We start from the raw sequence: 13,923 nt of genomic DNA on the forward strand, positions 1-13,923 counted from the left end.
TAGAGTGAAGAAAGTGAATCCATGGTTGTGTTTTACGTTGTAAAACATTGTCACCATGGTATAATGAACTCAGAAACAGCGTACAATGGCAAAGAGAGCCGTGCTGGTAACACGACTCTCTGCGCAATAGCCGCTTTTAAGGGCGGAGGCTTTTAAAGGTAGACCAGTCAAAGAATAGACCGCTTCCCTTGAGAAGGGCGGTCTATTTCTTTTTGAGGTAATTTAGCAGCGCGATAATGAACATGCCGAACATGAACATCAGGGACAATGCTTGATAAACCTCCATTGGCGTCACCCCCCTTCCGGGAGATTAGCCGACCGCCCATATAAGCCTTCCATTGCTTCTGCGATTATATCATGAATGGAAAAATTTGAATATACGAACCCAATCCCCCAAAAAAGCTCAAGCGCAGGGCTCCCCACACCTGCCTTTGGGCTTTTTTCTATGCCCCCAAGTTCCTCTCTTGGAAATTTATTCTTCCGTCGTAATACTTTCGCCATGTTCGTTGCGCTGGATATCAGCGATGATAGGACCTGTAAGATAACGCCGAGCGCGTTCATCATGCATCCGGTTCTTATCCGGGCGGGCGTAACGAGGCGGGGATCTCAGTTGATCCCGCAGTGCCGGCATGTATGTTACGGTATCCTGTACGGTCCGTTTCGGTAAGAGTCCCTAATCGCCTTCTAAGCGACGTTGGTACAGTACTCGATTTCCATCGAGCGACAATTGAAGCACAATCTGAGTAAGGAAACCAATGGACAGAATCTCCAGCGGCTGGTATAGCGCACTGTAGTAGGGCTTTGCAATCCGTGGATACCGATGGTGCGGCAGCTGGGGAGGCTGTGGCAAGGACAGAAGGGAACGAAGGCCGGCTGAAGTATGGGTTAGCCTCGGACTCAAATGTCCTCCCGGACCTCCCGGCAGACCCGTCTGTCTCAAATGTGATTCCGCCTGAGCTGCAGCGGGATTCTGTCAGCCATTGGTCAAACATGAAGGGGGCATACATATGTTGAAGCAAATCACGATTCAAGCGGATCAGCGCGGTCTGCTCTTTCATAAGGGAAGTTATGTGAAGCGGCTGCTACCGGGAACCTACCGTTACTTATCATGGTCGCAGCATACAGTGGCAGTACTGAATATTGCCAAACCGTTTATTGTCGAGGGCAAAGACCTGCAGCTATTTTTACAGGATGATGAACTCCTGCGGGAGCTCGATGTCGTACGCGTACAGGATCATGAGATTGTTCTGCACTATGAGGATGGCCAATTCATGCAAGTGCTGAAGCCGGGTGTGTATGCTTATTGGAACCTCCTCAGGAAGCACACCTTCGTACATACGGATATAGGGCAGCCGGAGCTGCCTGCCGGGATCGACCGCTCGATTATCCCGAAGCTTACTCCGTACGTGCAGTGCTGCGAAATCGCGAGCTACGAGCAGGGATTCCTGTTCTATGATCATACGCTCCAGCGGGAGCTTACGCCGGGTAAGTATTATTTCTGGAAGGGACCGGTCTCGGTGCTGACGAAGACAGTCGATCTAAGACAGCAGCAGATGGATCTGGTTGGCCAGGAAATGATGACAGAAGATAAGGTCTCGCTGCGTCTGAATTTCGTATGCCAGTACACCATCGTAAGTCCGCACCGCGTTCTGGAGATGAAGGGGTTTGACGAGCAGATACACATCCAGCTTCAGCTCCTGCTCCGGGAGTATGTCGGGACGCTGAAGCTAGACGATCTCCTGAAACGAAAAGAGGATGTTGCCACATTCATTCTGTCCCGTATCCAGGAGAAGGAAGAAGCGTTCGGGGTACGCTTCCTCGGGGCGGGGGTGAAGGATGTCATTCTGCCGGGGGAAATGAAGGATATCCTAAACACCGTCCTGCTCGCAGAGAAGAAGGCGCAAGCGAACCTGCTTACCCGCCGGGAAGAGACAGCTTCGACACGAAGCCTGCTCAATACGGCGAAGCTGATGGACGAGAATCAGACCCTGTTCCGTCTGAAGGAGCTGGAATTCCTTGAGAAAATATGCGACAAAATCGGTTCCATCTCTGTTACGGGCGGTGGAGACCTGCTGGAGCGGTTAAGCTCGCTTATTGGCAGTAATAAGTAGATCGCCTCCTGGCGGTCTATTTTTTATAGATAGATAGAATTAAGCTTAGTCAAAGTTCCGGAAAACAGGTGATTACATAGAAGCTATAGAACTAAGCTAGAGAGCCGATTAAGCCAAACCCGAGGAAGTGATCCCATGGACAACAAAGCAAAGAAAATCCTGATGAACACCTTCTGGACCTCTGCCGGCTGGAAGAATAGTCCTGCTGCCTTCACCGGTGAGGATTTCGACTATGCCAAAAGCAAAGGCCTAATGTTCGATCCTGTGACCATATCTCATGACGAGATTGTCTTGCGGCTGCATGAGCTGCACCAGACGATTACTAAGGAGCGGGTAGCCGCTGCGTTCCTGCACAGTCTGTCGACGAAGAAGGTCCATTTGCGGAGCGCCCTTTCGAGCTGGGTCCTGACTTCCGGTGTACCTGTGCATACCTATGAGCAGCGGAGTGTTGTACGGCCCAATTATAGCAGCTGCGGGGATTGTAACTTTCGCAGATTAATGTCTGACCGGGAATATATGAATGAGGACTTGAATGTGCAGAATTTCGAACGGGTGAAGTGGGGTGGGATTCGTCTGAACTGGCTTTTATACTGCTGGCTGGACCTTGAATTATTAAGTAAAGAAGAAGAGTTCGAGGTTACCGCCGAGGATACTGCCATACTCTCCGGGATGCTCGAAGCGATACGGGATTGTGCGGACCATGAGAGTGCGCGGATGCTGGAGAAGCGGTGGAAGGACGTGGTTCCTTCGAGCAAGAATGAGCGGGATGTAATCATGGAGATCTGGGGCTATGCCGGATTGCTGGTACCGCGGGACACACCCCGGAAGCGCAGAGGCGGGAGTTCTGATTATAACTCTATGGCGGAGTGGCAGGGGGATGACGGTTATTCGCAGGAGGCGGTAGAGTTGTATTTCGGTGCGTTTTTGTAATGACGTCTTTAGAACTTCAATAAGGATTCGTAAGTACTCTATTACTTCATGCCGCCACCATTCGTGGCGGTTTTCTTGTTTATTCTACGTTTAGCGCTGTCGTGTAGAATAAATTGATGTAGAAAAAATGAAAATAATGGAGGAAAAGGCATTGAGATTTAAACGGATAATCGCCTTGTTGCTAGTGTTTGCCATGATCATACCGACGAGCTTGATACATGCGGCTGATCTGGTGTTGAAAGAGGATGCAAATATAGTGAAGCAGACGCCTTCTGGTTTGACAGACCTGGAGGATACTATTGATGTTACGAATGAATCGTATGAGGCAGAGATCATTGTTACCTCTATGAATGGGATGTTGGCGTATAGTCCACAATCTGTTCAATTATCAATTGTGGAAGATAGTCCGGTAGGCAAGCGGATTGTGGGCAATACACTGCTCATTGATCAAGGCGCACCAGCTGGAACGATTACCATCAAAGCTGTATTGCCGGATGATTTCTATACTATTCATACTATTACTGTGAATTCAGGTGCGGGTACTCCGCAACCGGCGCAGCCAAGAATAGCCCATACGCTGCTGGATACAAGTGATCTTAATCATCTCATCATAAGTGCAACGGCACTGGATGACGGAATTCACAAATTACAGATAAGAACATTTTATAAGAATGCCTCTGGTATGGTAGGGGGGGACATTTCCAATCTGACCCGGGAAGGCAATAGTTCAGTATTTTCTGCAGACATTACCGATCAGGTCTCCAGTAAGATGAGAGATTCCAATGCCTATGAAATGACTTATTTCTTCACGATGTTAGATGAAAATGAGGGATTCCTGCAATACCCCGAGGTTATTGACATGAACTCGTTGGAGGGAGCCTTGACGGTTAAGCTGGCGGATGCCCCGGACAACGGATCGGGAGAGCCTGAGTTAGATATAACTAATTTAGTTGCTAAGATTAATGAAGCGAAGGACTTATATTCCTTTTCAGTAGCTGGCAACGGCTTTGGGGAATACCCGGGAGAAGTGATGGATGCATTTAATACAGCTATCGAAGCTGCATCCCAGGCTAAAGATACAGCTACAACCCAGGCTCAAATTGATGCTGCCTATCAAGATTTGCTGGGTTCCATATCAGCATTTAAGGCTGATGCCATCAAGGGAGCGAGTCGCTCGGACCTTATGGACAAATATGACGAAGCGATTATTCTTTATTGGGATGATACAAGAGGCGAAGGGGTTGGACAATACCCGCAACATGCAAAAGAAGCTTTATTTACAGCCATTTTGTCAGTAGAGGGTGTCCTAAACAACCCAGCACCCCCTCAAGAAGAAATTGATAATGCCTACCAAAGTTTATCTTATGCGATAAAGGTATACAGCGCTGCACAAATCAAAGCAGGCGATCCTGCACGGCTTCAGGTTAAAATTGATGAAGCCTGGGACCTTTTTATTGAGAGTAAAGTGGGCGATGAACCTGGACAATATCCTGAACAAGCCTATTCGGCCTTCCTTGATGCTATTTCAGTAGCTGAAGAAGCGATCCGTTATACAACAACGCAAAAGAAAATTGATGAGGCTTATATAGCTTTATCAAATGGGATGCAAGAATTCCTTGCTGCAAAAAATCCCGAGCCGGATAAAACAGAGCTGCTTCAGGCGAAAATTAACGAAGCGCAACGGTTATGGGACTATGCTGACGTAGGGCCATACGTAGGTCAATATCCAGCTGAGGCAAAAGACGCGTTGGGAGCTGCTATTTATACCGCTAATGAAGGGTTGAACAACTCCTCCACAGAAGCTGAGCTGGATGCCACCTACCAAGCATTGAATGCTGCAATCACAACCTTTAAGAATGCTGAAAATAAAAGAGGAGATGCGACGGCACTCAAGGCCAAAGCTGATGAAGCTTCGAATCTTTTACAGCATAGTCAACCAGGTAATGAACCTGGACAATATCCGCCGTTAATATTCACCATGCTGGATCAAGCTATTGGAGAAGCAGAACTAATAATTATGAATTCATCAACTCAAGCGGAAATTGATGAGGCATACAGAGTCTTGGTGGATGCAGTACAAACTTTCCTTGATGCGAAGATTACCGGTCCCGATAAAAAACCGCTTCAAGATAAAATTGCTGCAGCCGAAAGTTTTTTGAACGCCAGTGTAGAAGGTACTAAAGTTGGACAATATCCGGTAGGTTCGAAGGATACCTTGCGTGGCTTCATAGATAAGGCATTTGCTACGTTAACGAACCTATTTGTTACACAAGTGGAAGTTGATGAAGCCTTAACTTCTGTGAATGGTGCATTGGCGGATTTTAAGGCCTCTGTAATTAAGGTTGGAGATAATACAGCACTTCAAGCCGCAATTATTGAGGCGAAAATCCTTTTGGAGGGAAGTACAGAAGGAAATACTGTAGGAGAATATCCGCTAGAAGCCATGGACTTACTGGCATCCGCGATTACAGATGCAGAAACTTTGGCTAACGAAGAAGCGACTCAAGCAGCTATTAATACGGCTATCCTAACTCTGAACAACGCAGTTGCAGCTTTTGAAGCTGCGGTGATCAAGGAAGGAAACAGCACAGAGCTCCAACTCAAAATTGAAGCAGCGAGAAATCTTTTGAGTTATAGCGTAGAGGGTGATCGCCCTGGAGAGTATCCGTCAGAAGCCTTCGATGCTTTGGATAAGGCTGTTGAAGCTGCTGAGATTCTGATTGATTCCCCCGGGACCCAACAACAGATTGATGATGCCCATCATGATTTGGTACAAGCAATCGTAGCTTTCGAAAATGCTAAGATTCAGGAAGGCGAGTATACCCCGCTTCTAGCGGCGATATCGGAAGCAACGACACTTTATGATAGTAGCCCGGAAGGCTACGGCGCAGGACAATATTGGCCGGAAGTCAAAGCGTTGTTCATGACAGCCATTGAGGCGGCAAACGTAGTAGCAGGCGGGCCGTCAACTCAAGAAGAAATAGAGGAAGCGCTCCAAACACTTGCGGATGCGGTTGAAGATTTTCAGCAATCTGTAGTTCGTGCCGGAGACAGCACAAACCTTCAATCGGTCATTACGGAATTGAACACTCTTCTGGGCAACAGCAAAGAAGGTGATGACGTAGGAGAATATCCGGCAGGTTCAAAAACGATTTTGCAGGCAGCGGTTACGGCAGCATCGAATGTGATCAGCGAACCGGCTACCCAGCATGAGATTGATCAGGCTTATGAGGAACTGGTAGATGCGGCAGATATTTTCATAGCTAAAATAATTCTAGCTGGGGATAACTCGAAAGCTCTCGATAAAATTCATGAGGTAGGCAGTCTTTTGGAGGCCAGCAAAGCAGGAACCGCAGTAGGACAATATCCGGCTGAAGCAATAGCAGCATTGGAGGCAGCATTTGATGCAGCGGTTATTGTGGTCGATAAACCATCTTCTCAAGTGAAGCTTGATGCTGCTTACCAAGCCCTTGTAGACGCGGTTGATGTGTTTAAGAAGGCACAGATACAGGCTGGCGACACTGAAGAAGCTGACGCGGTAGTGACCGAAGCAGGAACGCTGCTGAAAGATAGCATTGTAGGAGAAGGCGTAGGCGAATATCCACTGGCAGCCAAAACCGCACTGGAAGCTGCTATTACAGCAGCCAAGGAAGTGCTGGAACATCCAGCGACGCAAGCGCAGATTGATACAGCCAAAGCAACGTTGGAGGCGGCAATTACCGCATTTGAAGCTGCGGTGAATAAAGAAGGCAGCAGCGAAGAAGCTGGAGCGGTAGTAACCGAAGCGGGGACGTTACTGAAAGACAGCGTTGTAGGAGAAGGCGTAGGCGAATATCCGCTGTCAGCCAAAACCGCACTGGAAGCTGCGATTGCAGCAGCCAAGGAAGTGCTGGAACATCCAGCGACGCAAGCGCAGATTGATATAGCCAAAGCAACGTTGGAAGCGGCAATCACGACATTTGAAGCTGCGGTAAATAAAGAAGGCAGCAGTGAAGAAGCTGACGCAGTCGTGAGCGAAGCAGGCACGCTGCTGAGAGACAGCATTGTAGGCCAAGGCGTAGGTGAATACCCGCTGGCAGCCAAAACAACACTGGAAGCAGCGATTACAGCAGCCAAGGAAGTGCTGGAACATCCAGCGACGCAAGCGCAGATTGATACAGCCAAAGCAACGTTGGAGGCGGCAATTACCGCATTTGAAGCTGCGGTGAATAAAGAAGGCAGCAGCGAAGAAGCTGGCGCGGTAGTGATCGAAGCAGAAACGTTACTGAAAGACAGCGTTGTAGGAGAAGGCATAGGCGAATATCCGCAGGCAGCCAAAATGACATTGGAAGCTGCGATTGCAGCAGCGAAAGAAGTGTTCGAAAACCCGGCAACACAAGCACAAATTGACGCAGCCAAAGCAACATTGGAAGTGGCAATCACTACTTTCAAAAATGCAGTGAATAAAGAAGGCGACAGCGAAGAAGCTGGAGCGGTAGTAACCGAAGCGGGGACGTTACTGAAAGACAGCGTTGTAGGTGAAGGCGTAGGCGAATATCCGCAGGCAGCCAAAACGACATTGGAAGCTGCGATTACGGCAGCGAAAGAAGTGCTGGAACATCCAGCGACGCAAGCGCAGATTGATACAGCCAAAGCTACGTTGGAAGCGGCAATCACGACATTTGAAGCTGCGGTAAATAAAGAAGGCAGCAGCGAAGAAGCTGACGCAGTCGTGAGCGAAGCAGGCACGCTGCTGAGAGACAGCATTGTAGGCGAAGGCGTAGGTGAATACCCGCTGGCAGCCAAAACAACACTGGAAGCTGCGATTGCAGCAGCCAAGGAAGTGTTTGAACGCCCAGCCACACAAGCACAGATCGACGCAGCCAAAGCTACGTTGGAAGCGGCAATCACGACATTTGAAGCTGCAATGAATAAAGAAGGCAGCAGCGAAGAAGCTGATGCGGTAGTGGCCGAAGCGGGGACGTTACTGAAAGACAGCGTTGTAGGTGAAGGCGTAGGCGAATATCCGCAGGCAGCCAAAACAACACTGGAAGCAGCGATTGTAGCAGCGAAAGAAGTGTTTGATCACCCAGCAACACAAGCACAAATCGACGAAGCCAAAGCAACGTTGGAAGCGGCAATTACCGCATTTGAAGCTGCGGTAAATAAAGAAGGCAGCAGTGAAGAAGCTGGCGCTGTAGTGACCGAAGTAGAAACGTTACTGAAAGACAGCGTTGTAGGAGAAGGCGTAGGCGAATATCCGCAGGCAGCCAAAATGACATTGGAAGCTGCGATTGCAGCAGCCAAGGAAGTGCTGGAACATCCAGCGACGCAAGCGCAGATTGATACAGCCAAAGCAACGTTGGAAGCAGCGGTGGCAGCCTTTGAGGCGGCAGTCATTCAAGCTGGAAATGCTGGAGAGATTCAAGCCCAAATTACTGAAGCGACCACTCTTTTAAATGAAAGCACTGAGGGCAACGGCGTAGGCCAATATCCGGCGGGTTCCAAAGCAATCCTGCAAGCCGCAATTATGGCGGCGGAAAATGTCATCCGTACGGCGGCAACACAAGCAGAGATTGACAAGGCCAATGAGCAGTTAACAGCGGCTTATACTGCCTTCCGGGCAGCTGTAATCAAGACTGCACCAGTTGATTCGTATACACCGCCCGTTAATTCCTATACACCTCCGGCGGCTACGCAGCCTGGGGTGGTACAGCCGTCTATCCAAATTACAGATGGACTGAACACGGTTGAAACGGGACAAGGCACGGTAAAAACAGCTGCGTCTGAGGTTCAAGAGATCATGAAGGCTGCGAAGCCGGTTATTCTTGAATCTACGCTTGGTGTAATTTATTTTGGTAAGAATGGCTTGAACGTACCGGAGCTCAAACTAGGATTAGGTGCTTCCCTGGAGTTAGGAATACTTATGACAGAGAAGTCCAAAACCGATGAGGTGTTGGCAGGAGCCAAGCTGGATCAGGCGGGCTTGCACCCGCTCGGCGGGAAGGTACTCGACCTGATTGCCCAGCTGAATTATTCGAATGGCACCAGCACGAGAATCAAGAGCTTCGCTGAACCGGTCAAAGTCACGATTAACTTGAAGGAGCTGGGATTGACCGGGGATACAACGAATTTGACAGCGGTTCGATTCGTACCTCAGGCAGACGGCACGTATAAGACGATCAAGCTTGGCGGGGTCTATAACCCGGCAACGAATAGCTTTGAGTTCTATACGGACAGCTTCAGCTTGTACAGCATCGTTAAGGCTGATTCGGTCACCAAGATTACGTTCAAGGTTGACAGCAAAGAGTATTCCATTGGAGCACTTGCTAAGCAAAACGATGTGCCGCCTGTTATCCAGGAGCAAAGAACCCTGGTGCCGATCCGGGCTGTAGCGGAAGCTTTGGGCGCTGAAGTCAAGTGGGACCACGCAACCAAAACAGCGACCATTACGCTTGACGGTAAAGTGCTGACCATGACTTTGGGAGAATTGATTGAAGGCATGGACGTACCTGCGCAGGCGATTGACGGCAGAATTATGGTGCCGCTGCGCTACGTTTCGGAAGCTTTAGGAGCTTATGTCATGTGGTTCCCGCAAGACAAACGGATCGAGATTATCCGTTAGTCTCATCCTAATCTAAAAAGCCGGTTGCCTGTTTCAGGGCAATCGGCTTTTGTCTGCTTATTTAAACTTTCTGCTTACCTGTTCAATCTATGCATCATCTCTCGGATGGGGGTGCCCGGCTGTGTTCCCAGCTCCTGCAGCAGGACTTCCTCCAGCTTGCGGTACCGCCGGATGGCCTCGCTTGTTCTTCCGAGTCCGATCAACAGCCGCAGGGTCTGCCCGGCGATATCCTCGCGCAGGGCATCGATCCGGAGAATTTCATCATATGCCTGCAATGCCTGCTCCATCTGATGCTGCTCGAGATAGTTACGGGCGGCCAACTCTTGCAGCTCTATATAATCCTGCTCCAGGCGGCGCGCCTTGGTGCTGGCCCATTCGTAGGTTTTACCCTTAAGAAAAGGTCCGGTATACAAAGCTGCTGCCTGTTTCAGTAATTCCTTATGTCCGTCCCGGTTCATTCTGATTTCTCTCAGCAAACGCTCGAATGCATACAGGTCACAGGACAGGGAATTCTCCACGATCTGTACCTCATTCCGGTCAGGCAGCAGGCATATCTTAAGCCCGCTTTCACTGATAGCTTTGCGGATATAATACAGATTGCTATTCAGGTTGTTGCTTGCCTTCCCGGACTCAAACCCGCTCCACAGGGTGTCCATAATCTCGTCACGGCTGACTGAGCGTTTGTACAGGAGATAAGCGAACAGTTCCTCCGTCTTGGGGCTCCTCAGCTTGAGTGGCTTCCTGTCCGGTCCGGGGTGCATCAGCTTAAAGCCGTCAAACATGCATACCTCCAGCACAGGCTCCACCTCTTGCCGCCGCGGCCGCCGCCTTATTTTATCCAGAGTCTGTCTCACCCGTTCGGCAGAAACCGGCTTCAGCAGATAGTCAGTCGCGCTGGCGTCGAACGCCTGAAGCGCATATTCCTCATAGCCGGTAACGAATACCACGTCCATAGCATCATATAGCTCATGGAGCTGCCGGGACAACTTCATCCCGCTTACCTCCGGCATGGAAATATCCAGAAAAGCAATATCGATAGGGTTGTCCCTGGCATATTCATAGGCCTTCAACGGATTCCGGAAGGTCTGGCAGATCTCGACCTCTCCACTCTCGGACAGAACCCAGCTGAGCTGATTAAGTGAAAGCCGTTCATCATCGACAATTATCGCCCGAAGCATCTGTTCACCTCTTTAATCATCATGAGTCATTAGTCCTAGAAAATCCAATCAGTCATTAATATTAGCAAATTACAGATAGGCTTTCAATTAGAATTCACACCGGCAAAAGTCTATTTGTGTCGGCACGGAGGGGTAAAGGTACGGTCACTACAAAACCAGATCCTTATTATACCTTTTGACTATAGCCAGATATCACTTTTAAGTGTTACGTACCTCTAAGCCCTCCGTGCTAGAATTTAGACACAAAAGAAAGAGATATGTGAGAATAGAGGAGGACTATATATGTGCAATAGATTTCAAATCGTAGGCAGCCTGCTGCGTCCGGCGGAGCTATTAGAATATAAACAGCAGATTGAACACCGTGATGATATCCAGTATCCCTTTTACCAGGACTTTCAGGGGTATGAGCAGTGTGAAGCGGAGGCCATTCAGGCTGTAGTGGATAAAGAAAGAGACAACGGGTTGTCCATTCTTACGGATGGGGAATATTCCAAGTCGATGTGGCATCTGGACTTCGTCTGGGGCTTCCAGGGGGTTGACCGCTATATCGCGGATCATGGATATTTCTTCAGAGATATAGATGGAGCCTCCAAATACGAGACTAGAAAAGATATCGGTCTGCGCATTACAGGTGAATTGGGCGGAAAGAACCATCATTTCATTCATGCCTATAAGAAGCTTCAAGCTCTTGCCGGTGACCGTGAGACCAAGCTGTGCGTCCCTTCGCCGTCCCATATTTATGGTGAGCTATCCTGGTCGGATAACATTGGCAGTACACAAGTGTACAAGGACAGACAGGGACTGAAAGAGGGCCTGGTCCAAGCGTATAAGGAGTTTGTAGAGGAATTTGCTGCGGCTGGCGGACGTATTCTGCAATTCGACGATTGCTTATGGGAGTTATTTGCCGATGATAACCCGAACTCTCCATTTACCGGCGAGAAAATCAATCATGAGGAAGTACAGGGTCTGGCGGCAGAATTCATTGACATTAACAATACAATCATTGATTACGGCCATAGCTTGGGCCTCCTCATGTGGACGCATAACTGCCGCGGCAACTATGATTCCCGTAATATGGGCGGCGGCTCGTATGCCAAGATTGCGAATCTGTTCCTCAAGCAGCTGAAGTACGACCGCTTCTTCCTGGAATGGGATGATGACCGTGCAGGCTCTCTTGAGGCGCTAGCGGTGTTCAAAGATAGACCGGAGACGGAGATTGTACTGGGATTGCTGTCTTCCAAAACGAATACGCTTGACGATGAGGCCCGTGTAGTTCAAATGCTTGATGAAGCAGCGAAAATTATTGATAAGGACAGATTGTTACTGTCCCATCAATGCGGGTTCGCGTCCTGCGATGGCGGTAATGAATTAACGGAAGATGAGCAGTGGGCGAAGATTAGACAGGGACAAGAGATTGCCCGGCAATATTGGGGTTAAGTAACAAACAACAAGATCGCCCTCCACACAGCTCTCTTGAGCGGATGGAGGGCGATCTTGTTATGAGAAACTCCTGTATCTTCACTATTCCACTAGTCTACTCCACCAGCCTGAGCAAATAACCGTAATGCTCCGTTTCCATCTGGTCCAGGGGGATGAAGCGGATGGAGGCGCTGTTGATGCAGTAGCGTTTGCCGCCGCGGTCTTCGGGGCCGTCATCGAACACATGACCCAGGTGGATATCGCCGGATTGGCTGCGGACCTCGGTGCGTTCCATGCCGAAGCTGGTGTCCGTGGTGTAGGTTACCACCTCCGGGGTAATGGGCTTCGTGAAGCTGGGCCATCCGCAACCGGAATCGTATTTATCCTTGCTGGTGAATAAGGGCTCTCCTGTCGTGATATCGACATACAGACCGGGTTCGTAGTTATCCCAATATTCGTTGCTGAAGGCATGTTCGGTATCATTATTGACTGCGACCGCATACTGTTCAGCGGTTAATTGTTCCTTCAATTGTTCATCGGAGGGGCGGGGGTATTGGGCAGGATCAATCACAACCGCTTGCTCATCCAGAATACTTAAGTCAATGTGGCAGTATCCGTTCGGGTTCTTCTCCAGATAATCCTGATGGTACTCCTCAGCCAGATAATAGTTCTTCAGAGGCAGAACTTCCGTTACGATCGGCTTATCATAGTTCGTCTGCTCCTGATCTACGGCCTGCTGAATGATGGCTGCATCCTCTGGGGACGAATAATAGATTCCTGTCCGATATTGAACGCCTCTGTCATTGCCTTGCTTATTCCGGCTGGTAGGATCAACCACTTTGAAATAAGACTCCAGCAATTGCTGCAGCGTCACTTGCTTCGGATCATATTTCACATGAACGGTCTCCGCGAACCCCCGGTCCCCGCGAATGACATCTTCATAGGCCGGATTCTCGCCTTCCCCGTTGGCATAACCCGAGGTTACATCCTGAACTCCCTGAATGCGGGACATATAGGCCTCCACCCCCCAGAAGCAGCCGCCTGCGAGGTACAGATTGTGCAGATCCTTATCGGCGATGGTGGTGGTCTTCACGGCCCGGACCGGGGCTGCTGAGGCTGACTTCATTCCCTCGAAGGTCTGGGTAATTTGCTCATTGGAAGCATGACCCGGGAGTGATTTCACTAGATTTCCGTCTGCATCAATATAATAGGAGGTAGGGAATGCCCTGACTTCAAATTTCTTGGCCCATACCCCATCCTCATCCAAAAGTACGGTTAAGTTATCATAAGACTGTCTCTTGAACCACTCTGTAAATTCCTTGGAAGACTTTTCTCCCTTGGCATCCGGTGTAACGATCGTGACCACCTGGAAATCATTCTCTTGCCCGGCCAAGGTATTGAGGTCCTCAAGTCCGGCCAGACAGATGGAACACCAGGAAGCCCAATATTTCACATACACTTTCTTACCCTGTAGATCCGACAGTTGAAGAGAGTTTCCCTTCAGATCCTGTAATGCAAAATCAGGTGCAGGCTTTCCTTTGTCCATTGCAGCGGGGGAGCCGGTATTGCCGGCGGGTGCGTCCGGTTTCGTACCACAGGCCATCAGGAGCGACAGCATTCCGCCAATCACCAGGACATATCCCATCCATTTCCACGCACGCCTCATAGCTAACCCTCCTAG

At 49.4% G+C, this 13,923-nt stretch carries 7 protein-coding genes; 4 read left to right on the forward strand and 3 right to left on the reverse strand.

The features are described 5' to 3' along the window. Positions 1-202: 202 nt before the first annotated feature. A complete protein-coding gene (locus R50912_RS36330) occupies positions 203-286 on the reverse strand; it encodes a putative holin-like toxin (RefSeq protein WP_219214875.1) in 84 nt (27 codons plus the stop codon). Positions 287-1,007: 721 nt separating this feature from the next. Here R50912_RS36330 and R50912_RS03665 point away from each other — a divergent pair. The 3 genes from R50912_RS03665 (at position 1,008) to R50912_RS03675 (ending at position 9,645) form a co-directional block, all read left to right on the forward strand. Continuing rightward, entirely contained in the window at positions 1,008-2,111 is a 1,104-nt protein-coding gene (locus R50912_RS03665) for a slipin family protein (RefSeq protein ID WP_042232530.1), read from the forward strand. A 135-nt stretch (positions 2,112-2,246) separates the two neighbouring features. After that, positions 2,247-3,041: a hypothetical protein gene (locus tag R50912_RS03670; RefSeq protein ID WP_042232532.1), complete on the forward strand. Its 795-nt coding sequence runs from the start codon at positions 2,247-2,249 to the stop codon at positions 3,039-3,041. A 151-nt stretch (positions 3,042-3,192) separates the two neighbouring features. Continuing rightward, a complete protein-coding gene (locus tag R50912_RS03675; protein ID WP_042232533.1) occupies positions 3,193-9,645 on the forward strand; it encodes a DUF4972 domain-containing protein in 6,453 nt (2,150 codons plus the stop codon). Between the two features lie 74 nt (positions 9,646-9,719). Here the strand turns inward: R50912_RS03675 and R50912_RS03680 are convergent, their stop codons facing one another. Continuing rightward, the gene (locus R50912_RS03680) at positions 9,720-10,823 is read right to left on the reverse strand and encodes a response regulator (RefSeq protein WP_042232535.1); all 1,104 of its coding nucleotides are present in this window, start codon (positions 10,821-10,823) and stop codon (positions 9,720-9,722) included. Between the two features lie 282 nt (positions 10,824-11,105). Between R50912_RS03680 and R50912_RS03685 the strand changes: the two genes are divergently transcribed. Then, positions 11,106-12,260, forward strand: coding sequence for a cobalamin-independent methionine synthase II family protein (locus tag R50912_RS03685; protein WP_042232536.1), 1,155 nt, complete (start codon positions 11,106-11,108; stop codon positions 12,258-12,260). Between the two features lie 97 nt (positions 12,261-12,357). Here the strand turns inward: R50912_RS03685 and msrAB are convergent, their stop codons facing one another. Then, the gene (gene msrAB / locus R50912_RS03690) at positions 12,358-13,908 is read right to left on the reverse strand and encodes a bifunctional peptide-methionine (S)-S-oxide reductase MsrA/peptide-methionine (R)-S-oxide reductase MsrB (RefSeq protein WP_197073032.1); all 1,551 of its coding nucleotides are present in this window, start codon (positions 13,906-13,908) and stop codon (positions 12,358-12,360) included. Positions 13,909-13,923 lie beyond the last annotated feature (15 nt).

It is taken from the genome of Paenibacillus sp. FSL R5-0912, from assembly GCF_000758605.1.
Classification (GTDB): Bacteria; Bacillota; Bacilli; order Paenibacillales; family Paenibacillaceae; genus Paenibacillus_AQ.